The organism is Holophagales bacterium (genome assembly GCA_016699405.1).
Lineage (GTDB): Bacteria > Acidobacteriota > Thermoanaerobaculia > Multivoradales > JAGPDF01 > JAAYLR01.
The window spans coordinates 5,107,446-5,133,632 of the sequence record CP064972.1 but is presented as its reverse complement, the minus strand read 5'-3'; the positions used below and the strand labels follow the sequence as shown (position 1 = coordinate 5,133,632).

Annotated in this window: 24 protein-coding genes; 17 read left to right on the top strand and 7 right to left on the bottom strand. The window is 72.2% G+C overall.

The window, feature by feature from the left end; genetic code table 11:
* Positions 1 to 130 precede the first annotated feature (130 nt).
* On the bottom strand, positions 131 to 1,945 hold the full coding sequence (locus IPJ17_21265; protein QQR73962.1) for a PAS domain-containing protein: 1,815 nt from the start codon (positions 1,943 to 1,945) through the stop codon (positions 131 to 133).
* A 171-nt stretch (positions 1,946 to 2,116) separates the two neighbouring features.
* Complete coding sequence (locus IPJ17_21260; protein ID QQR73961.1) at positions 2,117 to 3,787, bottom strand: Ppx/GppA family phosphatase; 1,671 nt, start codon at positions 3,785 to 3,787, stop codon at positions 2,117 to 2,119.
* Positions 3,788 to 3,913: 126 nt separating this feature from the next.
* Here IPJ17_21260 and IPJ17_21255 point away from each other — a divergent pair, with 126 nt between their 5' ends.
* From IPJ17_21255 to ppk1, 4 genes are all read left to right on the top strand, one after another.
* Positions 3,914 to 4,474, top strand: coding sequence for an RNA polymerase sigma factor (locus IPJ17_21255; protein QQR73960.1), 561 nt, complete (start codon positions 3,914 to 3,916; stop codon positions 4,472 to 4,474).
* Positions 4,471 to 5,121 carry a zf-HC2 domain-containing protein gene (locus IPJ17_21250; protein QQR73959.1) on the top strand — a complete coding sequence of 217 codons (651 nt, stop codon included), beginning with the start codon at positions 4,471 to 4,473 and terminating at the stop codon, positions 5,119 to 5,121. The genes IPJ17_21255 and IPJ17_21250 overlap by 4 nt, the downstream gene beginning before the upstream one ends.
* Before the next feature lie 30 nt (positions 5,122 to 5,151).
* Positions 5,152 to 6,375: a hypothetical protein gene (locus IPJ17_21245; protein QQR73958.1), complete on the top strand. Its 1,224-nt coding sequence runs from the start codon at positions 5,152 to 5,154 to the stop codon at positions 6,373 to 6,375.
* Positions 6,376 to 6,451: 76 nt separating this feature from the next.
* Complete coding sequence (gene ppk1 / locus IPJ17_21240) at positions 6,452 to 8,608, top strand: polyphosphate kinase 1 (GenBank protein QQR73957.1); 2,157 nt, start codon at positions 6,452 to 6,454, stop codon at positions 8,606 to 8,608.
* Between the two features lie 114 nt (positions 8,609 to 8,722).
* Here ppk1 and IPJ17_21235 read toward each other — a convergent pair whose 3' ends face one another.
* Positions 8,723 to 9,736, bottom strand: a complete 1,014-nt coding sequence (locus IPJ17_21235; GenBank protein ID QQR73956.1) for a CHAD domain-containing protein — start codon at positions 9,734 to 9,736, stop codon at positions 8,723 to 8,725.
* Positions 9,737 to 9,740: 4 nt separating this feature from the next.
* Positions 9,741 to 10,268 (bottom strand): histidine phosphatase family protein, encoded by a 528-nt coding sequence (locus IPJ17_21230; GenBank protein QQR73955.1) that lies wholly within the window; start codon positions 10,266 to 10,268, stop codon positions 9,741 to 9,743.
* A gap of 119 nt (positions 10,269 to 10,387) precedes the next feature.
* Here IPJ17_21230 and IPJ17_21225 point away from each other — a divergent pair, with 119 nt between their 5' ends.
* Positions 10,388 to 12,388 carry a CSLREA domain-containing protein gene (locus tag IPJ17_21225; protein ID QQR73954.1) on the top strand — a complete coding sequence of 667 codons (2,001 nt, stop codon included), beginning with the start codon at positions 10,388 to 10,390 and terminating at the stop codon, positions 12,386 to 12,388.
* A gap of 13 nt (positions 12,389 to 12,401) precedes the next feature.
* On the opposite strand, the gene IPJ17_21220 is transcribed toward IPJ17_21225, so the two are convergent.
* Positions 12,402 to 13,094 (bottom strand): response regulator, encoded by a 693-nt coding sequence (locus IPJ17_21220; protein ID QQR73953.1) that lies wholly within the window; start codon positions 13,092 to 13,094, stop codon positions 12,402 to 12,404.
* Positions 13,095 to 13,339: 245 nt separating this feature from the next.
* Positions 13,340 to 14,869 carry a PLP-dependent aminotransferase family protein gene (locus IPJ17_21215; GenBank protein QQR73952.1) on the bottom strand — a complete coding sequence of 510 codons (1,530 nt, stop codon included), beginning with the start codon at positions 14,867 to 14,869 and terminating at the stop codon, positions 13,340 to 13,342.
* A gap of 145 nt (positions 14,870 to 15,014) precedes the next feature.
* On the opposite strand from IPJ17_21215, the gene IPJ17_21210 reads away from it, so the two are divergent.
* Positions 15,015 to 15,470, top strand: coding sequence for a hypothetical protein (locus tag IPJ17_21210; protein ID QQR76245.1), 456 nt, complete (start codon positions 15,015 to 15,017; stop codon positions 15,468 to 15,470).
* A complete protein-coding gene (locus tag IPJ17_21205) occupies positions 15,470 to 16,414 on the top strand; it encodes a DMT family transporter (GenBank protein ID QQR73951.1) in 945 nt (314 codons plus the stop codon). The genes IPJ17_21210 and IPJ17_21205 overlap by 1 nt, the downstream gene beginning before the upstream one ends.
* Before the next feature lie 42 nt (positions 16,415 to 16,456).
* Here the strand turns inward: IPJ17_21205 and IPJ17_21200 are convergent, their stop codons facing one another.
* Positions 16,457 to 17,668, bottom strand: coding sequence for a M20/M25/M40 family metallo-hydrolase (locus IPJ17_21200; GenBank protein ID QQR73950.1), 1,212 nt, complete (start codon positions 17,666 to 17,668; stop codon positions 16,457 to 16,459).
* Between the two features lie 190 nt (positions 17,669 to 17,858).
* On the opposite strand from IPJ17_21200, the gene deoC reads away from it, so the two are divergent.
* From deoC to IPJ17_21150, 10 genes are read left to right on the top strand one after another with little or no spacing between them, the layout of a single operon-like run.
* On the top strand, positions 17,859 to 19,151 hold the full coding sequence (deoC, locus tag IPJ17_21195; protein ID QQR73949.1) for a deoxyribose-phosphate aldolase: 1,293 nt from the start codon (positions 17,859 to 17,861) through the stop codon (positions 19,149 to 19,151).
* A gap of 1 nt (position 19,152) precedes the next feature.
* Positions 19,153 to 19,782, top strand: coding sequence for a hypothetical protein (locus IPJ17_21190; GenBank protein ID QQR73948.1), 630 nt, complete (start codon positions 19,153 to 19,155; stop codon positions 19,780 to 19,782).
* A gap of 56 nt (positions 19,783 to 19,838) precedes the next feature.
* Positions 19,839 to 20,135, top strand: a complete 297-nt coding sequence (locus IPJ17_21185; GenBank protein ID QQR73947.1) for a BMC domain-containing protein — start codon at positions 19,839 to 19,841, stop codon at positions 20,133 to 20,135.
* An 8-nt stretch (positions 20,136 to 20,143) separates the two neighbouring features.
* Positions 20,144 to 20,431: a EutN/CcmL family microcompartment protein gene (locus IPJ17_21180; protein ID QQR73946.1), complete on the top strand. Its 288-nt coding sequence runs from the start codon at positions 20,144 to 20,146 to the stop codon at positions 20,429 to 20,431.
* A 12-nt stretch (positions 20,432 to 20,443) separates the two neighbouring features.
* Positions 20,444 to 21,913 (top strand): aldehyde dehydrogenase EutE, encoded by a 1,470-nt coding sequence (locus IPJ17_21175; protein QQR73945.1) that lies wholly within the window; start codon positions 20,444 to 20,446, stop codon positions 21,911 to 21,913.
* The gene (locus IPJ17_21170) at positions 21,910 to 22,527 is read left to right on the top strand and encodes a BMC domain-containing protein (GenBank protein QQR73944.1); all 618 of its coding nucleotides are present in this window, start codon (positions 21,910 to 21,912) and stop codon (positions 22,525 to 22,527) included. Before IPJ17_21175 ends, IPJ17_21170 begins: the two co-directional genes overlap by 4 nt.
* Before the next feature lie 14 nt (positions 22,528 to 22,541).
* Positions 22,542 to 22,838, top strand: coding sequence for a EutN/CcmL family microcompartment protein (locus IPJ17_21165; GenBank protein QQR73943.1), 297 nt, complete (start codon positions 22,542 to 22,544; stop codon positions 22,836 to 22,838).
* Positions 22,835 to 23,104, top strand: a complete 270-nt coding sequence (locus tag IPJ17_21160; GenBank protein ID QQR73942.1) for a EutN/CcmL family microcompartment protein — start codon at positions 22,835 to 22,837, stop codon at positions 23,102 to 23,104. Before IPJ17_21165 ends, IPJ17_21160 begins: the two co-directional genes overlap by 4 nt.
* 56 nt (positions 23,105 to 23,160) lie before the next feature.
* On the top strand, positions 23,161 to 25,455 hold the full coding sequence (locus tag IPJ17_21155) for a serine/threonine protein kinase (protein QQR73941.1): 2,295 nt from the start codon (positions 23,161 to 23,163) through the stop codon (positions 25,453 to 25,455).
* A complete protein-coding gene (locus IPJ17_21150) occupies positions 25,452 to 26,117 on the top strand; it encodes a helix-turn-helix transcriptional regulator (GenBank protein QQR73940.1) in 666 nt (221 codons plus the stop codon). The genes IPJ17_21155 and IPJ17_21150 overlap by 4 nt, the downstream gene beginning before the upstream one ends.
* The last annotated feature ends 70 nt before the right edge of the window (positions 26,118 to 26,187 follow it).

The window sequence follows — 26,187 nt, the reverse complement described above, 5'->3', positions numbered from 1 at the left end:
TCTTCCGGTCGAAGAAGCTCGACGCCGCCGCACGAACGGCGGAGGCGGCGTGAGGGTTCGTTCGAGAGGATAGGAAAGCGCCGACGCGACGCTGCGACGCGGCGGTGACAGCGCGGCGACAGGCAGCGCCCTAGGAGGATGCCGAGGTGCGCGGCAGCCGCACGTGGAAGGTCGAGCCGTGGCCGAGGGCGCTCTCGATCTCGACCGTGCCGCCGTGGGCGAGCGCCGTGTGCTTGACGATCGCCAGGCCGAGACCGGTCCCCCCTTCCGCTCGACCGCGTCCGCCGTCGAGGCGGAAGAAGCGCTCGAAGACGCGCGGCAGGAGCTCGGTCGGAATGCCCGGGCCGTCGTCGCGCACGCGCAGGAGGACCTCGCTCGGCCGTCCTTCGACCTCGATGGCGACCGCTCCCCCCGGGCGCCCGTACTTGACCGCGTTGTCGGCGAGGTTGGCGAGCATCCGCTCGAGCGCGTCGGGTTCGCCGAGGAGCGTGGCGTCGCCGGTGGCGGTGACCGTGAGGCGGGTGTCGCGTGCCGCCGTCTGGTCGCCGAGCTGCTCGGCGACCCGGCGGGCGAGGTCGGCGAGGTCGACCGGCGAGAGGACCCGCGAACGCTCCGCGGTCTCGAGTCGCGACAGCATCAGCAGGTCGGAGACCAGCGTCTCGAGCCGCCCGCAGTGGGCGAGGATCCGGTCGAGGAAGGGGTGTGCCGCGGCCGGGTCGTCGAGCGCGCCGTCCGAGAGCGTCTCGGCGCAGCCGCGGATCGCCGCGAGCGGTGTCTTGAGCTCGTGCGAGACGTTGGCCACGAAGTCGCGACGCATCCGGTGGAGCTGCTCGGACTCGGTCACGTCCCGGGCGACGACGACGGCGCCGTCGCCGCCGGCGAGCGCCGTGGCGTGCAGGTCGAGGATGCGCCGGTGCGGCGGCGGCAACTCGACCTGCGTCGTCTGCCGGCCGCCCTCCCGGCGAACGCGTTCGACGAGGTCGGAGAGCGCCGGCTGGCGCGACACTTCGCGCAGCGTCCGCCCGGCGATCGGCGCCGGGTGCCCGAGCAGGTCGCGGAAGACCGGGTTCGCCGTGTCGGCGCGCCCGTCGCGGTCGATCACCAGCACCCCGTCGGCCAGCGAGTCGACCACGGTGTGGAGGTGGTCGCGTTCGGCGGCGAGCGCGGCGATCTGCTCCTGGGCGCGGCGGGCGATGCGCGAGAGGGCGAGCCCGAGCGTGGCGAGCTCCGTCTCGCTCGGGATGTCGAAGCGCGTGTCGTACTCCCCGTCGCCGATCTCGCGCGCCGCGGCGATGAGGTCGGCAAGCGGCACGAAGAGGCGCCGGTCGAGCCACCAGGAGATGGCGGCCATCGCCAGGAGCGCGGCGAACGCGGCGAGTGCCAGCACGCCGAGGAAGCGTCGTTCGAGGCGGGCGAGCGCGGCGATCGGTTGGGACAGACGGACGATCCACTGGCGGCCATCGGGAGCGGCGACCAGGCGGGCGACGTAGACGAAGTCGATGCCGATCGTCGCGCTGTGGCGAACCGCGGTCCCTTCGCCGCGCGCGAGCGCTCCGGCGATCTCCGGGCGGTGGAGGTGGTTCTCCATGTGGGAGACCTCGTCGAGGCTGCGGTCGCTGTCGGCGAGCACCTTGCCGTCGAGGGCGACGACGGTCAGCCGCATCGACGTGCCGGCGGCGAGACGCCCGACCTGCCGCTGGAGCGCTTCGTAGGGGCCGGCGGGCGGGACCTCGATCGCCGGGGCGATCATCCGCACGGCGTCGAGCAGCTCCTGGGTCGAGGCCGAGGTGAAGAGCCCCGGGAGCGCGGCGAGCAACAGGCCGGTCACGGTCGCGAGCGCTGCCAGCGCCGGCCAGAGGAGCGCCAGCCGGAGCTTCGGCGAGAAGCGCAGACGGCGGTTCCGCGGCGTGGCGATCGGGGCGGGCGGGGCGGTTTCGGCGGTCACCGTGCGCCTCCACAGGGGTGGCGGAAAAGGTTGTGGAAATCTCGTCGCCATCCGGCGGCAGAGCCCGGCAGGATGGGCTTTGCCAGCGGAATGACCAAGAAGCTGTGCAAGTGTGGCAAGTCTTTTGTTTTCAATCTTTCGTGTGACGCCAAGCGAGTGAGCGGGAAGCCGTCAGTTGGTGAGCGCCGGCTTTTCCACAAGGGGGCCCCCGGCGAAGCCCAAACGCTTGTCCGGCAGGGACTTGTGCTCCTGCGGCTGGACCGGGTCGGCCGCCGCCTGGCGAACGACCAGCCGCCGGTCGAAGGTCTCGGCGAAGAGGACCCCACGGTCACGTGCGGTCTCGACCTCGATCGCCACGTCGTAGCCGGAGATCGCCTCGATCCGCACCTTCCGGCGAGTGATCGCCACCCGGAGGTCGTCGACCCGGCCGGCATGTGTCCGGTCGAGGGCGTCGGCAACCCGCAACAAGGCGGTGAGTCGGACGACGGCGCGCCGCTGCCAGGGACGCAGGGCCCCGAACGCCGGGTGCTTGAGGCGCGGTCGGGCGCCCCGGTGGTAGCGGGCCACCTGGGCGATCACCTCGATCTCCCGCTCGTCGAAGCCGTCGAGGCCGGCGGTCTCGATCAGGTACTGGCTGTGCTTGTGGTGACCGCGGTAGTGGATCGAATGGCCGATGTCGTGAAGGCGTGCGGCGTGTTCGAGCCACTCGCGCTCGCGGCGGCCGAGACCGTGCAGCGACGCGGTGAGGTCGAACAGGCGCAGAGCGAGAGTTGCGGTCTTCTCGCCGTGCGCCGCCACGGGGCCCCCGACGCGTTCGAGCAGCGAATGTACCTGACGCCGTCGCACGTCGCCGCGCGCGCTGGCAGCCGCCGGCGCACCGAGCTCGTCGAGCACCAGTCCGTCGCGCAAGGCCCGGTCGCAGATGGTCAGCCGCTCGGCACCGGCGCGGCGGGCGATGGCAGCGAGAAGCACGGCTCCGGGGAGCAGCGAGGCGGCACGCCCTTCGCCGACCGGCGGCAGCGCGGCGATCTGGCGGCGTGACAGCGATCGCAACCGCGCGACGATCTGCTCGAGGTCACGGCGCCGCAGCTCGCGCGAGCCGGTCGCCGGTCCGCGCGGGTCGCGGCCGGCGAACCAGGCGGCGAGATCGGCGCAACAGTTGGCGGTTCCCGAGGTCGCCACGAGCCGTCCGAGCCCGTCGGGGAGCGGCAGCTCGGCGAGCTCGCGGTCGATCCGTCGCCGCAAGCGCGTGAGCTCGCCGGCGGTCGGTGGGTCGGAGGCCAGCCGGTGGCCGCAGCGCAGCGAGCCGAGCGGCAGGCTGCGGGCGGCGACGATGCGATCCTCGACGGCGACGATCCACTCGGTGCTGCCGCCGCCGATGTCGACGATGGCGTGGGTTCCGTGGGCGAGGTCGATCGCCTCGCGGACGGCGCGCCAGATCAGTCGCGCCTCCTCTTCGCCGGAGAGCAACCGGACGTCGAGCCCGGCGAGCGCCCGGACCTGCTCGAGGAACTCCTCGCCGTTGGCGGCCTCGCGCACGGCGCTGGTGGCGACGGCGACGAACCGCTCCACCCCCTTGAGGCGGGCGAGCGTCGTCATCCGCAGCAGCGTGTCGAGCCCCTGGCGCAGGGCGCGCTCGGAGATCTTCCCTGCCGGCCCCAGCGCACTCTCGCCCAGCCGGACCATCTCGCGCTCGCGGTCGAGGGTGCGGTGGCCGCCGCGGCCGTCCGCCTCGACGATCACCATGTGGATCGAGTTCGACCCGATGTCGATGGCCGCCAGGCGAGCCGGCGCCGCCGCGGTGTGGGAGGCGGGTTCGCTTCCGGAGGTGCCTTTGCGCATGCCGGGTCAGGATAACCCGTGCCGCGGCGCCGCGGCGGGCCGTCGGCGAATCGTCGCCGGACCGTCACGCGGCCGTTTCCGCCGCCCGGCTGTAACGCCGCCCCCGCTCTGGGGTTGAATAGGGTGATGACGGTCCCGTCACCCGCCTCACCCACCCCCTCCGCCGAGTCTTCCTGGCGCGCCGCCTGGGAGCGCCACGGGGCGAGCCTCCTCGATTTCCTGCGCCGTCGGACCCGGCGGCGGGAGGATGCCGAGGACCTCCTCCAGGAGGCCTTTGCCAAAGCGATCCGCGCCCGACCCGAGGGCCTGCCGGACGACGCCTTGCGGCCCTACCTCTTCGCCACCGCCCAACACCTGCTCGCCGATCGACGCGAGCGCCAGGGGGAGGTGCTCTTCTCCGAGGTGGCCGCACCGGGCCACGAGCTCGATCCGATCGATGCGCGGATCGTCTCGCCGGAGGATCGCGCGGCCAGCGGACAGCTTCGTTCGCGCCTGCGCGAGACGCTGGGTCAGCTTCCCCCGGCGCATCGCACGGCCTACGAGCTGGCGGTCCTCGGCAGGCTCCCGTACGAAGAGGTCCGCCGGCGCACCGGGTGGAGCGCCGAGGCGGTCCGGGTCAACGTCCACCGGGCGCGGCGTCGCGTCTTGTCCGAGCTCGCCGCCGAGCTGGAAGGAGCTGTGTCATGACCCCCGAGTGTTCACGGTTCGAGGAGCTGCTCTCGGCTCACCTGGACGGCGAGGTCGAGCCGGAGTCGGCGGTCGCGGCGCTCGAGCACGCGCTGCGCTGCCCGTCCTGCCGGGCCTTCTACGAAGGGTCTCGCCGCATCGAGCGGGAGCTCGCCGCGGCGGCGGATCCCGCCGAGGTGCTGCCGGCCGAGGCGCTGTGGCACGGCGTGCGCCGGCGCAGCGGCTGGGATGCGGGCACGGGCGGCGCTGCCTTCGGTCGGATCCGCCGGGGATGGATCTTCGCCATCGCCGCGGGTCTGGCCTCGGTCGTCGGGCTGTCGCTCTGGCTGTCGCTCGGTCGCGGTGCGACGGTGCCGCGGAGCGAGGAGACGGCGGCTCGTGCGCTGCGCGAGACGGGGGCCGGAGCGGCCACGGTCGCCTCGGCGGCGAACGAGGAGCCGGGAGCGCGACGCACCGGGGTGCGGATGACCGACGAGCGGTTCGTCGCCATCACCCGGGAGCTGTTGAGCTCCGACCCGCGCTACCTGCGGGCGATGGAGGGCGTCTTGCGCGAAGTCGCGCCGTCGGGTGACCGCGGCGGGAGCGGGGAAGACCTGCCGGTGCGCGGTGAGCGGGTCGGGCTGCTGCCGTTGCGCGGCCCGGTCTGAAGGACTTTCGGGAAGGAAGGAGTCGAAACGATGCGCTACCAGACGACGATGCTCGGCGGGCTGCTCGCCGGGATGATGCTCTCGGCCGCCGCCGGTGGGGCGCGTGCCGACGATGCGGCGACGCAGGGATACCTCTACGGAACGGTCGAGACCCAGGGCGGGAAGAGCTACACCGGGGTCTTGCGTTGGGGCACCGAGGAGGCCTTCTGGGACGACCTCTACAACGCGTCGAAGGTCGATCGGCCGGAGGTGCCGGGGGAGGCACGCCGCGAAGGCCGCGGCAAGCGGATCGAGGTTTTCGGCGTGCCGATCTGGGTCTCGTCGGAGGCGAGTGGCGGGCGGCAGTTCGTGATGCGCTTCGGCGACCTCGCCGAGTTGCGGGTGCGCGATGGCGACCTCGAGGCGGTCCTGCGCGGCGGGCGGACGATGCGGCTCAATGACGGATCCAACGACCAGAGCGCCGACATCCACATCCAGGACGCGACGCTCGGCGAGGTGACGGTCCCCTGGAGCAAGGTGGCGACGGTGCGCTTCGCCGCCACGCCGGCGGGCGTCGGACCGCTCCCGGCGCGGCTCTACGGCCGCGTGAAGACGAAGGCCGGAGTCTTCGAGGGCTTCATCCAGTGGGACAGCGAGGAGTGCCTGGCGAGCGACAAGCTCGACGGCGACACCGAGGACGGCCGGATCTCGATCGAGATGGGGCGCCTGCGGGCGATCGAGAAGCACGACGACGACGGCTCCTGGGTGGAGCTCAAGGACGGCAGGAAGCTGCTTCTCGAGGGGACGAACGACGTGGACTCCTCCCTGCGCGGCGTGTTGGTCGAGACCGAGAGATCGGGCCGCATCGAGATCTCCTGGGAGGCGTTCGAGCGCATCGACTTCATCGATGGCAAGGGGAGCGGCCGCGGCTACGAGAGCTACGAGAAGACACGGCCGCTCGCCGGCAGGGTGACCTCGAAGCAAGGTGAAACGCTCTCCGGCGAGCTGGTCTTCGACCTCGACGAGAGCTACGCCTGCGAGCTGCTCAACGGCAACCTCGACGGCGTCGAGTATTCGATCCCGTTCGCCCGCGTCAAGACGATCGTTCCGCGCCCCAAGGGGCGCGCCGCGGTGACACTGGTCGACGGCAGCGAGCTGGTCTTGGGCGAGGCGACCGACGTCGACGACGACAACGCGGGGATCATGGTGCACGCTGCCGGCAAGGAGGTCCTCCTCTCCTGGGACGAGGTGGCGCGGATCGACTTCGATCGCTGAGCGACCTGCTGGTCGGCGTGACGGACACGCCCGTCACGCCGCTGTCACGGCCCGGCGCTAGGATCTCGGGTACCGCATGTCGCCGCCGAGTGCTCCTCCCCGCCGCTCCAGAAGACCGCCCGCCGGACGACCGGCGGGCGCCTCGCGTTTCGCCAATCGCGAGCTTTCGTGGCTCGACTTCAATCATCGCGTGCTCGCCGAGGCGGCCGACCCGGAGAATCTCCTGCTCGAGCGCCTGAAGTTCCTCGCCATCTACGAAAGCAACCTCGACGAGTTCGTGATGAAGCGCGTCGGCGGCTTGCAGCAGCAGGTGGCGAGCCAGGTGCGCAAGCTCTCGCCCGACGGGATGAGCCCCGGTCGTCAACTCGAGGAGATCCGCCGCGCCAGCCTCCCGGGGCTCGCCGCGTCGCGCCGGCTGCTGCGCGACGAGCTGCTGCCCGCCCTGGCGCGCGAAGGGGTGCACGTCGCCCTCGACTGGGACGACGTCGCGGCGGCGGATCGCGACTGGCTCGAGTCGTTCTTCGACCGCCAGCTCTTTCCCCTGCTGACGCCGCTCGGCGTCGACACGGCGCATCCGTTCCCGCACATTTCGAACCTCTCGCTGTCGCTCGCCGTCGCCCTGCGGCGCCCGGGGGAATCGGCGCTGCGCTTCGCGCGCGTCAAGGTCCCTGCCAGCCTGCCGCGCTGGACGGCGATCGACGGCTCGACGCGGTTCGTCGCCCTCGAGGCGATCATCGCGCGACACCTCGACCGGCTCTTCGCCGGCATGGAGATCGTCGAGGCGTATCCCTTCCGGGTCACCCGCAACGTCGCCGTCCAGCCGAACGAAGAGGCTGCGGCCGATCTCCTCGAGGCGATCCAGGAGGAATTGCAGGAGCGCCGCTTCGCGCCGGTGGTGCGCCTCGAGGTCGTCCCCGAGATGCCGGACTGGATGCGCCGTCTGCTCGAGGACGAGCTCGAGATCGACGACCGCGACCGGGTCGAGGTGGAGGGCCCGCTCGCCCTGCGCGATCTCTTCGCGCTCGCCGCACTGCCGTTGCCGGCGCATCGCGAAGCGGCCTGGTCGCCGGTGACGCCTCCCCGTCTCGCGGCGGCGAGCCGCGAGCGGGGCGATGCGGACCGTGCGCCCGGTCTCTTCGGCGAGATCGCCCGCGGCGACCTGCTCGTGCACCATCCCTACGACTCGTTCGCCACCTCGGTCCTGCGCTTCGTCGAAGAGGCGGCGGTCGATCCCCGCGTGCTGGCGATCAAGCAGACGCTCTACCGCACCTCGCGCGACTCGCCGGTGGTCAAGGCGCTCGTCGAGGCCGCCGAGCGCGGCAAGCAGGTGGCGGTGATCGTCGAGCTCAAGGCCCGCTTCGACGAGGCACGCAACATCGAGTGGGCCGAGGCGCTCGAAGAGGCCGGAGCGCACGTGGCCTACGGCGTGGTCGGCTACAAGACGCACGCCAAGGTCTCGCTCGCCGTGCGGCAGGAAGACCAGGGGCTGCGCGTCTACAGCCACATCGCCACCGGCAACTACAACACCGACACCGCCGAGCTCTACACCGATCTCGGCCTCTTCACCTGTGACGAGGCGATCGGTGCCGACCTCGTGCGTCTCTTCAACGTGCTCACCGGCTTCGTCGACCGGCCGGAGTTCGGGCCGCTGTGGGTGGCGCCGTTCAACATGCGGGAGCGTTCGCTCGCCCTCATCGCGCGCGAGATCGAGCACCGCCGCCACGGCGCGGGGGCGCGCATCGTCGCCAAGATGAATCAGCTCGAAGACCCGGAGATCATCGAAGCCCTCTATGCCGCCTCGGCTGCGGGCGTCGAAGTCGACCTGATCGTCCGCGGGCTCTGCCGCTTGCGGGCCGGCGTGCCCGGCCTCTCCGAGCGGATTCGCGTGATCTCGATCCTCGGCCGCTTTCTCGAGCACGCGCGGATCTTCGCCTTCGCCAACGCCGGCAACCCGGAGTACTTCCTCGGCTCGGCCGACTGGATGTCGCGCAACCTCGACCACCGCCTCGAGTCGATGGTGCCGGTCACCGCACCGGAGCTCCAGGTCGAGCTCCAGGCGATCCTCGACCTCCAGCTCGCCGACAACCGCAAGGCCTGGGACCTCCTCCCGGACGGCCGCTACCTCCAGCGCCGCCCCGCACCGGGCGAGCCGCTGCGGATCAGCCAACGAGAGCTGATGGCGCGTGCCGTGGAGCGGAACGCGTGCCCCGGGCCGTCGAGCTCGCCCCGCTGAGAGCACAGCTCACGTCCGCGTCGGGGCGGCGGCGCGTTCGGTTCCGTGACGGATGGTCGTCGTAGCGAACCGGGCGAGAAGGTCGCGTGATCGCCGCTCGCGAGCTCGTTCGGATCAGGCGGCGGGGTCGAGGGATGCGACGAGCGTCTCGATCTCGGCGAGGAGAGTTCGTGCGTTATCCCCGTGCAACCAACCCGCGTCGAGGCGGGCGAAGAGGGCGGTGCGGTGGGTGGCGAGGCGAGTGGCGAGGGTGAGGAGGCCGGTGCGTGCGGTGCGGCGGCGGGCGGTGGCGAGCTCGCGCGTGGCGCCGGCGAGGGCGAGGTCGTGGAGGCGGCGTGCCTGTTCGGCGGCGGCTTCGGCGGTGGCCTGACCGATCGCCTCGGCGAGCAGGTGGGCGTCGTTGAGCTCGCCGAGGAGATCCTGCAGGGCGCGAAGCTCCTGGAGCGCCGGGCGTGCGGTCGGGAGGAGAGCGGGCGTCAGCGGCTCGAGCAGGTAACGCAGGCGTTTGGCCTCGAGTCGCGCGGCGTGCGCCTCCTTCTCGTCGGCGAGCGAGTCGACGCGGGCGAGGTCCTCGGCCAGCACGGCGGCGTGCCGGGCGAGCGCCGGCGCGAGCACCGAGCGGAAGGGTTGGGGGCGTGCGTCCTCGCTGTCGAGCTCGATCTCGACCCGATAGTGCGCCAGGCGGTCGCGCAGCCGGTCGGCCAGCGACGCGAAGCCGTCGAGGAGCTCCTCGCGCACGACGGCGTAGGCCTCCTGTTGGCGCCTCTCGATGCGGGCGGCGAGCCAGTCGTACCCCGCGCGCTCGTGCGGTCGCAGGGTCGGGCGCTCGCGGGCGAGCCAGGCGAGCTGGACCTCGGCGTCGCGGCCCGGGTTGGTGGCGGCCGCCAGGGCGCGGAGGCGCGCGAGCGGCTTCTTCGACACGCTCTCGGCGAGCGGTTCGCGGTAGGCCCGCAGGCAACTGCGCAGGCGGCGGACGGCGACGCGGAAGTCGTGCAGCGCCTCGGGATCGAGTGCCGTGGGATCGGCCAGCCGCACGGCGGCGCTCTCCGCGCGGGCGAGAAGAGCGAGCGCGATCCGTCGCACCGCTTCGCCGGCGGGCCGATCCAGCAGGTCGGCCGGGAGCTCCATCGGTCTATCTCGCCAGACGCCGGGCCTGTCGCGGCTCGAGCAGCCAGAGAAGGCGCGCCGTGCCGGGGGCGGGGGGGCCGGTGAGCTCGAGCAGACAGGCTCCCCCCTTGCGCAGGTCGAAGAGCGACCGCGGCTCGCCGGTGAGCAGCCAACCGGCGAGGAGCGAGAGCTGCGGCTCCTGGCCGACGAGCGCGATCGCCACGGCGCTCTCGGCGTCGACCGCGGTCGCGAGCCATCCGCCGAGCGCCGCCGGGCTGGTCACGGCGGCAGCGCCGGGGGCGAGCTCGTCGCGCACGTCGGGGGCGAGCTTGCCGTAGGCGGCGCCGAGCAGCGTTGCCGTTTCGACGGCGCGCCGCAACGGGCCGACGAGGATGCGGTCGAGCGCGGCGACCTCGCGCTGCAGGCCGGCGGCGACCTTGCGGAAGCGCGCACGTCCGGTGTCGGTGAGCGGGCGGTCGCCCTCGGGGCGCCCGCGCAGCGCCCAGGCGGCGCGCTCGACCGCGATCGCATGACGAACCAGGAGGAGTCGCATCGCTCCGAGCATGGTAGCAAAGCCCCTTGTCCGCTGGGGCGTGACGGGGCCCCTTGTGTTCTGTCGATGCGTGTCTACAATGGCGGTACGACCCTGCGGCCCGTTCCAGGAGACCGGCGATGCGAACGTTCGGCTGGCTCACCGCTTTCGGACTCGCCGTCGCCTCGTCGGTTTCGGGGAGCACGATCCAGGTCACCACCCTCGTCGACGAGAACAACGGCTGCGCCTCTGGCGCCGGCTGCTCGCTACGCGAAGCACTGGCGAGCGCGGGCAACGGCGACACCGTCGCCATCGGCCTCGGCGGCACGATGACCCTCACGCTCGGCGAGCTCGCCCCGGCGAGCGATGTCGTGATCCAGGGGCCGGGAGCGGCGACGCTCACCCTGAGCGGCAACGTCGTCGGGCGTGTCGTTTCGGTGGCCGCGGGGCGCAGCGTCGAGCTGCGGGCGCTCACCCTGCGCAGTGGGCGCGCGCCGGCCGTCGGTGATCCGCACGGGGGGTGCGTGAAGAACGCCGGGGTGCTGACCCTCGCCGACGTGGTGCTCGAAGACTGTCAGGCGCGCTCGATGCCCGCCGACGTGCTCGCCGCCGGGGGCGACGGTGGCGCGATCTACAACGCCAGCGGAGCGACACTCGTCGTTCAGCGCTCGGCCGTGCGGCTCTCCCGCGCCGGAGCGGGCGGGGGCAATCCGACGAGCCCGCCGGCCGGAGGGCGCGGTGGCGGTCTGTTCAACGCCGGGAGCGCGACCGTCTCCGACAGCACGATCGAATCCAACCTCGGCGGCGGGGGCGGATCGCCGACCGGTGCCGGCGGCGACGGCGGAGGCGTCCACAGCCTCGGAAGCCTCCTGGTCGAGCGCAGCACGGTCTCGGGGAACGCCAGCGGTGACGGAGCGCAGTTCTGCATCCCGTCGTGCTCGAACGGGCGGGACGGCAAGGGTGGCGGGATCTGGGCGAGTGGTGCGGCGACGCTGAACAACGTCACGGTCAGCGGCAACACGATCGGCTCGACGGCGGCCGGCCTCTCGAACACCGGCGGCGGGCTCCTGCTCGCTCCCGGCTCCGGCGTCGTCGACCGGCTGCGCAACGTGACGGTGAGCGCCAACACCGCGAGCGGCGCGGGCGGCGGGCTGGCGCGCGAAGGCGCGGGGACGATCCGTCTGCGTGCCACGATCCTCGGCGGCAACGCCGCGGGCACGAACGACAAGGACTGCACCGGCGGCAGCGCGGCGCTCGTCTCCGAGGGCTGGAACCTCGTCCGGGTCAACAGCGGCTGCACGAGTGTCTTCGGCGCGCTCGATCAGGTCGGGACGCTGGCGACGCCGCTCGACCCGGGCCTCGGCGCGCTCGCCGCGAACGGTGGGCCGACGGCGACCCACGCCCTGCTCTCGACCAGTCCGGCGCTCGATGCCGGAAGCGTGGCGGGCTGCGTGGCCTGGGATCCGCAGGCCGGAAGCGACGTGGCGCTCACCGTCGACCAGCGCGGCGAAGGCCGGCCGCGTGACGGCGACGGGGACCTCGAACCGATCTGCGACCTCGGAGCGTACGAGGCGCCCGATCTTCCGGTCGTCACCTACCTCCTGCAGGTGTCACCTCTCGGCCTGGGCACGGGAAGCGTCCAGAGCGCTCCGGCGGGGATCGACTGTCCAGGCGACTGCCAGCAGGTCTACCTCGAGGGGAGCGGGGTGACGCTCGACGCCGTGGCCGATCCCGGTTCCTTCTTCGGCGGTTGGTCGGGGGATTGCCTCGGCAGCGCGGGGTGCGTCGTCCAGATGAGCGCCGACCGCACGGTCGGGGCGACGTTCGGGCGGCTCTTCGCGGTCACCGTGTCGAAAAGCGGGGCGGGGAGCGGGTCGGTGGCGAGCGCCCCGCCGGGCATCGCCTGCGGCGCGGACTGCTCGGAGCTCTACGCGGAAGGAACGGCCGTCGAGCTCTCGGCGGCGGCCGAACCGCCGTCGGTCTTCGTCGGCTGGAGCGGCGACTGCGACGGTCGGCTCGCCTGTTCGCTGGTGGTCGACGGGGCGCGCAGCGCGACGGCGCGTTTCGAGCCGAGCGCGGTCGCCGCGGACGGCTTCGAGTCCGGCGACCTCTCCGGCTGGTCGGCTTCGGCGGGTGACTGAGGGGGCGCCCCGGTCAGGGCTTCAGGCGATAGCCGACGCCGATGACCGTCTCGATCCGGTCGGCCTCGGCGCCGAGCTTGCGCCGCAGGCGCCGGACGTGGGTGTCGACGGTGCGGCTGTCGACCTCCTCGCTGTAGCCCCAGACGTCGGCGAGCAGGCGACTGCGCGTCTGAATGCGGCCGACGCGCTCCATCAGCGTCTGCAGCAGCCGGAATTCGGTGGCCGTGAGGGCGACGTCCTTGCCGCGGATCTCCAGGCGGTGCGCACCGGTATCGAGCCGCAGGGTGCCGACCTCGACCGCTTCCGCCGCCTCCCCGGTCGAGCCGGCAGTCGAATGGCGCCGCAACACGGCGCGGACGCGCAGGACGACCTCGCGCGGGCTGAACGGCTTGGGGATGTAGTCGTCGGCGCCGAGCTCGAGGCCGACGATGCGGTCGATCTCCTCGCCCCGGGCAGTGAGCATGACGATCGGCAACTTCGCCGTCGCCGGGTCGCGCTTGAGCATCCGCGTCAGCTCGAGGCCGTCGAGGCCCGGCAGCATCAGGTCGAGAAGCAGGAGGTCCGGCGGCTGTCGGCGCACCGCGGCGAGCGCACCGTCTCCCGTCCCTTCGAGCTCGACGGCGAACCCGGCGCGCTCCAGGTTGTAGCGCAGGACTTCGGCGATGTCGGGCTCGTCCTCGACGACCAGAAGGCGCGTCTTCCGCACGGCCGGGACGCTAGCACGCCGATCCACAGGCGCGGCGGAAAAGGCTGTGGAAAACGGGTCGTCGAAGGGTCTCAACCCCGCCCCGGCAGGGGGTTGCGCGCAGATTGACCAATTTCTTGTGCAATCCGCGCAAGCTATTGATTATAAATAAGTTATTCCTATCTCTTTGTGCTACAGCGACTTGCAACGGGGTTTCAGCGCCGTCCTTTTCCACAGCGCGCTGCGACAGGCCGGTGACAGCGACGCTAACTCCTTGTGACGGGGGGCTTTAGACTCCCGGACTGGCTTCCCCGGCGATCACCGCCCAGGCGATCGAGCACCCGGGCGAGCTCGCGAACCCCTCGGCGGAGCTCGGGAACCTCCACGGCAGCAAAGCCGAGCTGAAGCCCTTCGGGGAGTCCGGCGGAGCGAGTGAAGCGAGAGAGCGGGATGACCTCGACACCCCTTGCGGCGGCGGCACGCTCGACCTCCTCGGCCCGCAGGCCGGGAGCGAGCCAACCGACCGTCTGCAGCCCGGCCTCGATCGGCGAGATCTTGAGCCGGCCGGCGAGGTGCTCGCGACCGGCGTCGAGCAGCGCCGAGAGCCGTCCGGAGTAGATCTCGCGCATCCGGCGCAGGTGGCGCCCGAAGTGCCCCTCGGTGAGGAAATCGGTGAGGATCGCCTGGTCGAGCAGCGGTGCATGACGGCTCACCACGGACTTGACGGTGGAGAAGGGCTCGACGAGCGCCGGCGGGACGACGAGGTAGCCGAGGCGAAGCGACGGGAAGAGCACCTTGCTGAACGAGCCGGCGAAGCAGACGACGCCGTGCCGATCCAGCCCCTGAAGGGCCGGCAGCGGGCGCGCAGCGTAGCGGAACTCGGAATCGTAGTCGTCCTCGAAGAGGATCGCCCCGCTCTGTCGTGCCCAGTCGAGCAGCTCGAGGCGACGGGCGAGGGACAGGGCGATGCCGAGCGGGTACTGGTGCGCCGGGGTGAGGTAGGCGAGGCGAACACCACGCCAGCGTGCCGCGTCGACGACCACCCCGTCGGCGTCGACCGGCGTATCCACGATCTTCGCGCCGTGTGCGGTGAAGACCCGCCGGGCACCCGGGTAGCCCGGCTCTTCGAGCGCGACCCGATCGCCCGGCTCGATGAGGATGCGCGACGCCAGGTCGAGCGCCTCCTGGGAGCCGGAGAGGATGAGCACCTGTTCCGCTTCGCAGGAGACGCCGCGCGACGAGCGCAGGTAGTCGGCCACCGCCTCGCGGAGCGGCCGGTAGCCGGCGGGATCACAGCCGACCAGGAGATCCGGGTCGAGGCGGCGGAGGCGCCGTCCGGTGACCTGCGCCCAGAGGCCTGTCGGAAAGCGATCGAGCGCTGGCTCGTTGGCGCGAAAGGCGCAGAGCGGGCGCGGCTGATTGCCCCGCAGGAGCGAAGACTGCCGGGCGAAGCGTGAGAGGCGGCGGGGTGGGTGCACCTCCTCGGCGGACCGGCGAGGGTTGGCCCGCGGCGCCCGCAGCAGATCGTCGGGCAGGACCTCGCTCACCCGCGTTCCGGAGCCGACGGTGGCGACGACGTAGCCTTCGGCAGCCAACTGCTCGAAGGCGCTCACCACCGTGCCGCGCGCCAGGCGATAGTGCGCTGCGAGGTCGCGGCTCGCCGGGAGCCGCTGCCCGGGCCGGAGCTGCCCCGCGAGGATGCGGTGGCGCAGGGCGTCGACGAGCCAGTGCACCGCACCGGCTCGCGTCGGGCGCGGGGGGAGCGCGAGGGGGAGCGTGCTGATCCGTTTCGCCATGAATGGACTAGTCGGAATCTAGAAAATGGATCTTCTGATTGTACCGGTGAGCGGTCATTCTCGCACCATGAAAACGACCTCTCGGAAGCATCGGCAGTTCCTCCAGCCGCCGGGCCATGCCGCCCGCGGCGCCTGGTTCGACGGAATCGACCGACTGGCTGCACCCTTTGCCCGCGTCGCGCTCGCGGCGGCATTCCTCTCCGGCATCGCCAGCCGCTTCGGCTGGTGGGGCAAGGGCGTCGGCTACGGCAACTACGCCCGCTTCGTGGCGGCAACCGCCGAGGTGAACGCCTTCATGCCCGCTTGGACGATCCCCTTCCTTGCCGCTGCCGCAACCGCCGCCGAGCTGGCGCTGGGGCTCTTCCTCCTCGCGGCCGTCTGGCCGCGAGCGACGGCCTTGGCGAGCGCCGGGCTTCTGCTCCTGTTCGGCACCGCGATGGCGATCTCGGCCGGTCTGAAGTCGCCGCTCGACTATTCGGTCTTATCGGCGGCCGGGGCGGCGCTGCTGCTCGCACGCTGCTCGCCGGCGGCTCTGCCGGCCCCGGTGACGAAAACGTCGTTGCCTCGCTCGGACGCCGCCCCGGTCGTGGAGGCCGAGTGATGGGCCGCCGTGAGCTCGCCGCGCTCCTGGCGCTCGCCGCGCTCTGGGGAGCCTCGTTCCTCTTCATCCGCGTCGCCGCGCCGGCACTCGGTCCCTTTCCGCTCATGGAAGGTCGTGTGGTGTTGGCCGCCGGGCTTCTCTGGGGCTTGGCGAAGGTGCGCGGCGTCCAGGTCGTGCTCCGGCCGTACTGGGGCAGGCTCCTGTTGCTCGGGTTGGTGCATGCAGCCGCACCCTTTGCGTTGATCGCCGCCGCCGAAGTGAGGCTCACGGCGTCGATGGCTGCTCTCCTCCTCTCGGTCCAGCCGCTCTTGACCGCGCTCGTCGCCGCCCGCTACGGCGAGCGGCTGACGTCGGCGCGGGTCGCGGGGCTGCTCCTGGGGCTCGTCGGCGTCGCACTGCTCGTCGGCTGGTCGCCGGTCGGGCTCGATCGCGCGACGCTCGCCAGCTCGGCAGCGGTGCTGCTGGCCGCGCTCTGTTATGCGAGCGGGTCCGTCTACTCGCGTCGACGCCTCGCCGGGGCTCCCGTCTTGACGCTCGCGCTCGGCCAGCAGCTTGCTGCGGCGGCCTGGCTCGCTTTGCCCGCCCTGGCGACCCTGCCGCGGCATGCCGTCGCCCCGTCGGCGGTCGCCGCACTGGTCGGGCTCGCGGTCCTTTCGACGGCCGTGGCCTATCAGCTCTTCTTCTGGCTGATCGCCCGTGTCGGGCCGATCGGCGCCTCGACCGTGACCTACCTCATCCCGCTCTTCGGGCTTGCCTGGGGAGCGCTCCTGCTGCACGAGCCGGTCAGCCGCGGCATGGTCCTCGGACTCGCCTGCATCCTCGGCAGCCTCGGGCTCGCGGGGCGCCGACTGCGGCCGTCCGGCCCGTTGCCGTCTGAGCCGAGCGCGGTCGCCGTCGTGGTTCGTACCCGGTCGCCTGTCCCGGCGTCCGCCGACGGGAGTTGAGACGTCGCCAGGCTCTTCGACCCTCGTATTGGACGCCGCCCGCTAGGGTCCGAGCTCGTCGGCGAGCAGATCGGCGAGGAGCTCGACCCGCCGGGAAAACGAGGCGAGGTCGAGGAACTCGTCGCGTGTGTGCATGCCGCCGCCGACGGGACCGAGGCCGTCGAGAACCGGGAGGGCGACCCCGGCCGGAAGGAAGTTCGGGAACGAAATACCGCCGCGGTCGTCTTCGAGCTCGAGGTTCCAACCGCGGGCGGCGGCGAGCGCGACGGCACGCTCGGCGGCGGCGAGACGCAGGGCGGTCAGCTCGAGCGGCGGGATCGGCTCGCCGATGTCGATCGCGCAACGCACCTCGCGGGAGCGACCGATCTCGTCGGCGAGCCGAGCGAGCTCGGCGGTGACTTCCTCGCCGTCGCTCTCGGAGAAAAAGCGCGCCTCGCCGTCGATTCGGGCGCGATCGGGCACCACGTTGACCTGGCGCGGGGTGCCGAGGAGAGATGCAAGCGCCGCCGGCGCGTCGACTGCGGCGGCCTCGCCGGCGACCAAGCGCGCCGGGTTGACCGTCGGACCACGACTGGGAGCGGTGAGGGCGGTGGCCCGCGTCACCCACTCCGCGGCTGCGGCGAGCGCCGAGCGGCCGGAGGGGAAGTCGACCCCGGCATGTGCTGCGCGACCGTCGATCCCGAGGTGGAAGTGAACGACCCCGCGCCGGCCGACGACCAGCGTCTCGCCCTCGTCGTCGCGACGCGCCCCGGGCTCGAGCACCCAGAGCGCACGAGCGTTCCCGCCGAAGCGCGCCAGTGTCCGTCGCGTCACGGCTCCGCCGACCTCTTCGTCCGGCGTCGCGACGAGGCCCCAGTCGGCAGGCCAGGCGCCGGTCACCGTTCCCTCGGCCCGCAGCAGCGCGAGCGCGCCCCAGAACGCCGCGAGGCCGCCCTTCATGTCGATCGCGCCGGTGCCGACGAGCCGATCCGCTTCACGCCGCGGTCGGATGGCCGGAAGGACGGTGTCGAGGTGACCGGCGACGAGCAGGGCCCCCGCGCACTCCGGCGACCCGGCGAGCAGCAGCGGCAACGCGTCGGCTCCGGTGAGCTCGATCCGCGATGGCAGTCCGACCTCGTCGAAGGCCCGGGCGAGCCGCTCGGCCATCCGCCCGAGCCCTTGTCGGTCGCCGCTCGGCGAGGAGATGGCGCAGAGCTCCTCGAGGAGGGCGAGCGCCTCCGTGCCGATCCGCTCCCGGGGTGAGGCCTCGTTCATCGGCAGCCGCGGCAGCGCGTGGCGCGAGACACCTGGGGTCGAACGGTGGAGCGGCTCATCGTCTTCGAATCCTCTCCCGCGATGGTACTGCACGGGCGGGGAGCTCTCGCCGGCCACAGCCCGCCCGCGGCCGGGTGCTATGATTCGACCCCTTGAGATTCAACAACTAACGTGAGGGAGAGGGCTGGCGTTGCGGATCGCGATCGGGGCTGATCACGGCGGATACGAGCTGAAGCAGGCGCTGCTCGAGCACCTTGCCGTGAAGGGCCATCAGGTCGACGACTGCGGCACGGCCGGAACGGCGGCGGTCGACTATCCCGTCTTCGCCGAGGCGGTGGCCCGACGTGTCGCCTCGGGGACCTGCGAGGTCGGCATCGTCGTCGACGGCGCGGGGATCGGATCGGCGATGGCGGCCAACAAGGTGCCGGGCGTCCTCGCCGCCGCGTGCTACAGCGAGGGGCTGGCGCGCAACTCGCGCGAGCACAACGACGCCAACGTCCTCTCGCTCGGCGCCGGGCAGCTCTCGGTCGAGCAGGCGCGCGGCATCGCCGACGTCTTCCTGTCCACCTCCTGCACCGCCGAGCGGCATCGCCGGCGGGTGGAGCTGATTCGTGCAATCGAGAGGCAATCGATGAAAGGGACCTCCTCTGCCGCCGACAGCGTCGAGCTCTCGGCCGAGCAGATCCAGCAGATCGCCGACCGTGTGCGGCAGATCCTCGAGCAGCGCGGCTCCGGCGCCGCGCCGCCGCCGGTGGCGGCCGAGAAGCTCGCCGGGATGATCGACCACACCCTCCTGAAGCCCGAGGCCACCCAGGCCGACATCGAGGTGCTCTGTGCCGAGGCCCGGCAGCACGGCTTCTGGTCGGTCTGCGTCAACCCGACCTACGTCAAGCAGGCGCGGACGCTCCTGCGCGGCAGCGCGGTGAAAGTCTGCGCCGTGGTCGGCTTCCCGCTCGGCGCCGCAGCGCCGGAGATCAAGGCGCTCGAAGCGCGCAAGGCGATCCGCGAAGGGGCCGCCGAGATCGACATGGTGATCAACATCGGCGCGCTCAAGGGCAAGGAGGACGCCCTCGTGCTGCGCGACATCCGCGCCGTGGTCGAAGCGTGCAAGGACGGCCGGGCGCTCTCCAAGGTCATCTTCGAGAACGCGCTGCTCACCGACGAGGAGAAGGTCAAGGCCTGCGATCTGGCGATGAAGGCCGGCGCCGACTTCGTCAAGACCTCCACCGGCTTCGCCTCGAGCGGCGCGACCGCCGAGGACGTGGCGCTGATGGCCCGCCAGGTGGCGCCGAAGCGGCTCGGCGTGAAGGCGGCCGGCGGGATTCGTACCTACGACGACGCGGTGCGGATGATCCAGGCGGGTGCGACGCGGATCGGCGCCAGCGCCAGTGTGAAGATCGTCGACGAGGCGCGGCGCCGCGCCGCCGGCGGAGCCCCGAGCGCTCCGGCGGCGGCCGCTCCGGCCGGTAAGGGAGGCTATTGAGATGGCCACGCTCCGCTGCTACGTCTTCCTCGACAGCCTGCAACCGCAGCACGCCTCGTTCCTCGGCACGGTGGCGCAGGGCTTCCTGCCGGTCCCCGGACAGGCATCGCTCTTCGTCGAGATCGCGCCGGGCATGGACATCATGCGGGTCACCGACGTGGCCCTCAAGGCGACCGACGTCAAGCCCGGCATGCTGATCATCGAGCGGCTCTACGGCATGCTCGAGCTGCACTCCGACTCCCAGGCCGACGTGCGGGCCGCGGGAGCGGCCATTCTCGAAGAGCTCGGCCTGCAGGAGGACGATCGCATCAAGCCGGAGATCGCCTCGAGTCAGGTGATCCGCAACATCACGCCGTACCACACGCAATTGATCAACCGCACGCGGCACGGCGACCTCATCCTGCCGGGCCAGTCGCTCTACGTGCTCGAAGTGGCGCCGGCCGGCTATGCCGCGCTCGCTGCCAACGAGGCGGAGAAGGCGGCCAACATCAACATCCTCGAGGTACGAGCGTTCGGCAGCTTCGGACGGGTGTATCTTGGCGGCGAAGAGCGTGACATCGACGTGGCCTACCGCGCAGCCGAGGCGGCGATCGCCTCGGTGACCGGACGCAGCGGGGCCAACGAACGCTAACGGACCAGAGTCCCGGGCGGCGCGAGCTCCCGGGCGTTGCCCAACGGAGACGGAACATGACGGAAGCCCTTGGCATGATCGAGTGCCGGTCGTTCCCGGCGGTGGTGGAGGCGGCCGACGCCGCGGTGAAGGCGGCCAAGGTCGAGCTGGTCAAGTACGAGAAGACCGGCGGCGGCTACGTGTCGATCGTCGTGCGCGGTGACGTCGCGGCGGTCAAGGCGGCGATCGACGCCGGACAGGCGGCTGCCGGCCGGGTCGGCGAGGTGGTCACGGTCCACGTCATCGCGCGCCCGCACGTCAACGTCGACGCGGTGATGCCGCTCGGCCGCGGGGAGCAGGGCAAGGCCGAGTAAGGGGCGCCATGCAACTGTGCAAAGTGGTCGGGACGGTCGTCGCCACCCGCAAGGAGCCGACGCTCGAGGGGCTGAAGCTGATGCTGGTGCGCCCGGTCGACCCCGAAGGGCGCGAGGGCGGCTCCTTCCTCGTCGCCGCCGACGCGGTGGGCGCGGGTCCCGGCGAGCTGGTGCTCACCGCCGCCGGCAGCTCGGCACGCCAGACCCACGCGACGCAGAACCGCCCGGTCGATGCCGTCATCATGGCGATCGTCGACAGCTGGGAGGTCGGCGGCCAGACGAAGTACAAGAAGTAGAGGCCGGCGACGATGGCGCGTCTTTCCGAGCGGGACCTCGAGGCGATCGCGCAGCGGATCGCGGCGGATATCTCTGCCTCGGGAGGCGCGGTGGCGTCGGCCACCGGACGTCCGGCCGCGTCCGCGGCCGGAAGCGATGGCGGGCCGGCTGATCCTGCGGCGGGGGCCTTCGCCACGGTGGACGAGGCGGTGCGGGCGGCGCGCGCGGCGCAGCCGCGGCTCGTGGCGTTGCCCCTCACGGTGCGGGCGCGCATCCTCGCCGCCATCCGCGCCACCATGCTCGAGCACGCCGCCGAGCTGGCGAAGATGGCGCACGAGGAGACCGGCCTCGGCCGCGCCGAAGACAAGATCCTCAAGAACCGCCTGGTCGCCGAGAAGACGCCAGGGCTCGAGGATCTCGCGCCGCAGGCGGTGACCGGCGACCACGGTCTCACCCTGCTCGAGCCGGCGCCGTTCGGGGTCATCGGCGCCATCACGCCGTCGACCAATCCGACCTCGACGATCATCTGCAACGCCATCGGCATGCTCGCCGCGGGCAACAGCGTGGTCTTCTGCGTTCACCCGCTGGCCCGCAACTGCTCGATCGCCACCGTGGCGCTGATCAACCGTGCGGTGGCGGCGGCCGGCGGTCCGGCCTGCACGGTCACCTGCCTTGCCAACCCGACGATCCAGGCGGCCCAGGAGGTGATGACCCATCCGGGAATCCGCCTGGTCGTCGTCACCGGCGGCGGTGCCGTGGTCAAGGCGGCGATGGCGAGCGGCAAGCGGGCGATCTGCGCCGGCCCGGGCAATCCCCCGGTGGTGGTCGACGAGACGGCGCATCTCGACAAGGCGGCACGCGACATCGTCGCCGGCGCTTCGACCGACAACAACATCATCTGCGTCGACGAGAAAGAGGTCTTCGTCGTGGCGAGCGTCGCCGACCGGCTGCTCGCGGCGATGGAGGGCGCGGGCGCCGTGCGGCTCGACGCGACGCGCCTGCGCCAGATCGAGAACCTCGTCTTCGCCAAGCACCCGGGGCCGCGCGGTCGCGGCGCGATGAACCACGACCTGATCGGCAAGGACGTCGCGGTCATTCTCGGCCGCATCGGCATGAGCGTGCCGCGCGAGACCCGCCTCGCCGTCGTCGAGGTCGACGCCGACCACCCGCTCCTGTGGAGCGAGCAGATGATTCCGATCCTGCCGGTCTGCCGCGTTCCCGACGCCGACCGCGCCATCGACCTGGCGATCGAGGTCGAAGGCGGCAACCGCCACACGGCGGTCATGCACTCGACCCACCTCGACCGCCTGAGCCGCATGGCGAAGGCGTGCGACTGCTCGATCTTCGTCAAGAACGGCCGCTCGCAGGCGGGGCTCGGCCTCGACGGCGAGGGCACCTGTTCGTTCACCATCGCCAGCCCCACCGGGGAGGGGCTCACCGGACCGCGGCAGTTCTCGCGTTGGCGCCGCTGCGTCCTGGTCGACCACTTCAGGATCACATGATGAAGAAGCACCCGGCCCTCGCCATCATCGAATTCAGCGACATCCCGGTGGGGGTCCATGCCACCGACGCGATGCTCAAGAAGTCGCCGATCGCCTTCGTCAAGTGCGGCACGATCAGTCGCGGCCGCTACCTGACGATGGTGGGCGGCACGACCGCGGCGGTCGAGGAGGCGCTCGCCGAAGGCGTCGAACAGGGCGGGGCGAGCGTGCTCGACCGGATCCTTCTCGCCGACGTCCACCCGCGCGTCTACGCGGCGATCGTCGGTGCCCGCCAGGCCGGAGGCAGCGGGGCGCTGGCGATTCTCGAGACCGACACCGTCGCCTCGAACGTGCGGGCCGCCGAGGTGGCGCTGAAAGCCACCGAGGTCGACCTCGTCGAGATCCGCCTCGCCGACACCGGCCTGTCGGGCAAGGGGCTCAGCCTCTACCAGGGCGACCTCTACCAGATCGAGGAGGCGATGAGCGTCTCCCGGCGCTTCCTCGACGAGGCGGGCGTGCCGGCGCGCCATCGCACCATCGCCGCGCCGCACGAGGCGCTGCTCAAGCAGATCGGCTCGAGCACCGGGTTCGCCACGCAGGTGCTGCTCGAGCTCGAAGGCGAGCAGGCGTCGTAGACGAGGGCGGATCGATGCTCCTCGGTCGCGTCATCGGCAGCGTCGTCCCGGCGGTGGTCTACGAAGGGCTCACCGGCGTGGCGATGCTCCTCGTCCAGCCGCTCGACCAGCAGGGCGAGCCGCGAGGCGAGCCGCTGGTCGCCGCCGATGCGACGCGCATGGCGGGGCCGGGCGAGCTCGTCTACTACGAAGGCGGACGCGAGGCGGCGATGGCGCTCGATCCCTGGTTCGTGCCGATCGACCACGCCATCCTCGGCATCGTCGACACCCATCACGTCGAAGGCGGGGCGGGCGGCGGAGGGGCGCGATGATCCTCGGCCGGGTCGTCGGCAACGTCACCTCGACGATCAACCACCCCTGGTGTGACGGGCGAAAGCTGATGATCGTCGAGCGGGAGGCGCCCGACGGCTCGCCGCTCCCCGGCTACCTGATCGCCGTCGACACCGTCGGCGCCGGTCCAGGCGAGCGCGTCCTCGTCCTCGACGAAGGCAACGGCGCCCGCCAAGTCGTCGGTTCGAAAGACGCCCCGGTCCGCTCGGTCATCGTCGGCATCGTCGACGCCGCCGACGTCGGCTGACGGGCCTGCCGCCCACCTCCTGGGCGAATTCGGATTCCCCGTGTAGAGTTTTGCCCATGCTCGCCGAAGGGCAGGTCGTCGGGCCGATCCGACTGATCGGCCGGCTGGGCGTTGGCGGCATGGGGGAGGTCTGGGAGGGGCTCGACGAGCGCCTCGGGCGGCGCGTGGCGGTCAAGGCGATCCGCCGCTCCGCCGACGAAGACCCCCTGGCGCGGGCGCGCTTCGCCCGCGAGGCGCGCATCCTCTCGAGCCTCGAGCACCCGCACGTCTGCCGCCTCTACGAGTACCTGCACACGGATGCCCTCGATCTGCTGGTGCTCGAGCTGGTGCACGGTCGGCCGCTCGGGTGGGCGATCGCCGAGGGGCTGACGGCGGCACAGAAGCTCGGTGTGGCGCTCGGCGTGGGGCGGGCCCTCCTGGCGGCTCACGCCCTGAGCGTCGTCCACCGCGACCTCAAGCCCGAGAACGTGATGCTGGCCGAGGACGGCACGGTCAAGGTGCTCGACTTCGGCATCGCGCGGCGGAGCGTCGACCTCGGCGAGTCGCCGAGCGGGGTCGAGGGGGAGGACGCGGCCGACGGCCTGACCCTCGCCGGCCGGATCGCCGGCACTCCCCGCTACATGAGCCCCGAGCAGGCACGCGGCGAGCCGGCGACCGCGGCGAGCGACATGTTCTGCTTCGGTCTCCTGCTCTTCGAGCTCTACACCTCGCGTTCGGCCTACGGCGACGGTCCCCTCACCGAAGTGCTGGCTCGTGCGCAGTGGGGCGACGTCCCGGCCCCGGTCGGGATCGACCGCGCCATCGCCGCGCTGATCGCCGACCTGACTCGCCTCGAGCCGTCGGGTCGGCCGACGGCACAGCAGGCGCTCGAGCGCCTGGGTGCGATCGAAAAGCGTCCGCTGCGCCGACTGAAGGCCGCGGCGGCGATCGTCGTCGCGACGAGCCTGATCGCCGGCATGGCCCTCTCGCTCGTCGGCTTGGCGCGAGCGCGGCGCGAGGCGGTGACGGCCCAGGCGACCACCGACTTCCTCGTCCGGCTCTTCCAGGCCTCCGATCCGCAGGAGGCGCCGACGCCGGAGATCCGCGCTCGCGAGGTGCTCGCCCGCGGTGTCGCCCGTCTGCGCGACGAGCTCAAGGACCAACCGGCGATCCGCGCGCGACTGCTCGCCGTGCTCGGGGGCATCCACGGCAACCTGGGGCTCTACCGCGAGGCCGAAGATCTGCTCGAGGAGGCGTTGACGGTCGAGGAGCGCCTCGTCGGCCCCGACGACCCGAGCCTGCTGCCGTTGCTCGGCAGCCAGGGCAACGCCCTTTCCGGGCTGGGGGAGCTCGACCGCGCCGAGACGACGCTGCGTCGGGCGGTCGAGCTGGCGCACCGCGCCGAGCTCCCGGCGGAGGAGGCGACCGCGCTCAACCGACTCGCGGCCTTGCTCGTCGGGCAGCGCCGCCTCGACGAGGCGGAGCCGTTGGCGCTCCGGGCGGTCGCCTTGCGCGAGGCCTCGGTCGGCCCCGACGACCCGCTGACCGCCGAAACGTCGGTGAACCTCGCGCTCGTCGAGATCGATCGCGGACACCCCGAGCTCGCCGAACCACGGCTCGCCCGCGCCCTGGCCACGCTCGAAGAGCACCGCGGCCCCGACCATCCGTCGGTGGCCGCCGTCGTCAACAACCTGGCGACGGCCCGCAACGCGCTCGCTCGCTTCGCCGAGGCGGAAGCGCTCTACCGGCGCGCCCTCGACTCGGGCGTGCGCCGCCTCGGCGCGGAGCATCCCGAGGTGGCGGTCATGCGCAACGATCTCGCCGTCTCCCTCGTCGCGCAGGATCGCTTCGCCGAAGCGGAGGTCGAGTACCGCCGTGCCCTCGCGACGGCCGAGCGAGCGCTCGGCGCCACGCACCCGATGACCGCCATCTTCGCCGCCAATCTCGGCGAGGCGCTCGATCTCCAGGGCCGGGCCGTCGAGGCCGAGCCGATCCTGCGCCATGCGCTCACGACGCTGCGAGCGGTCTTCGGCGCCGACCATCCGGCGGTGGCCGAGGTGCTCCGCGTCCTCGGCAGGAGCTGTGCATCGCTCGGGCGGCGCGACGAAGCGGAACGGATGCTGCGCGACGCCGTGCGCATCCGCGAGGCCACGGGCGACGCCGCACATCCCGACTTCGGCCGGCTGCTCGCCGAGCTCGGAGCGTTCTACCTCGACGCCGGGAGAGTCGGCGAGGCCTCGGTCCTCCTCGCTCGCGCCGAGGCCGTCCTCGGCCAGAGTGCGCTTCCGGAAGGGCATCCGGCCCGTCGGGCGCTCGCGGCGGCGCGGTCGAAACTGCCGGCAGGGAGCGGTGCGGAGACGGTGCGGCGATGACCGCCTGGATCGCCGCCCTCGGAGTCGGGCTGGCCCTCGGGGCGCTCGCTGCGAGTGTCTATTTCGAGCGCCGGGAGCGCCAGCACCTGGCGCTGCTCACCGCGCGACTCGACCGGATGGAGGCGCGCTGGCTCGAGAAGGGGCGCCCGGCGGCCGAGGAGGACGAACCCTCGGTCGACGCGGCCGAGCCGGAGTCGGCGGAGGGGAGCGGGGCCGAAGGGGGGCGCGGAGAGACCGACCCGGAGACCCTGGCCCCGACCTCCGACGTGCTCGCCGGGCTCACCAGCCACGTGCAGCAGCTGCTCGATGCCGGAAGCGGCGGCGTCGAGTTGCTCGGCGATCGCGCGATCCTGGCGATCTATCGCCGTCTCGACACGCCACTCTCGCCCTCCGGGCTGGCTGCGGCGCTCTATGTCTCGTTGCGCACCCTCGAGCGGGGGTTGGTGGTGGCCCTCGACTGCACGCCGGGTCAGCTCATCGCCACCGTCCGGATGCGCGAGGCGCGCCGCCTGCTGGGCGAGGGGCGGCGCGTCTCCGAGGTGGCCGACCGGCTCGGTTTCGCCAACCCGTTCCATTTCTCGCGGCGCTACAAGCGCTTCTACGGCATGGCGCCGTCGGAGGCCCGCCGGGCCGTGCCGCAGCGGCTGTCCCGTCCGGGGTAGGTCGGCCGGGTGCCCCGCGGGAGGTCGGATTCCGGTACGATCCGTCTCGAGAGCGGGGGAAGCCCCTTTC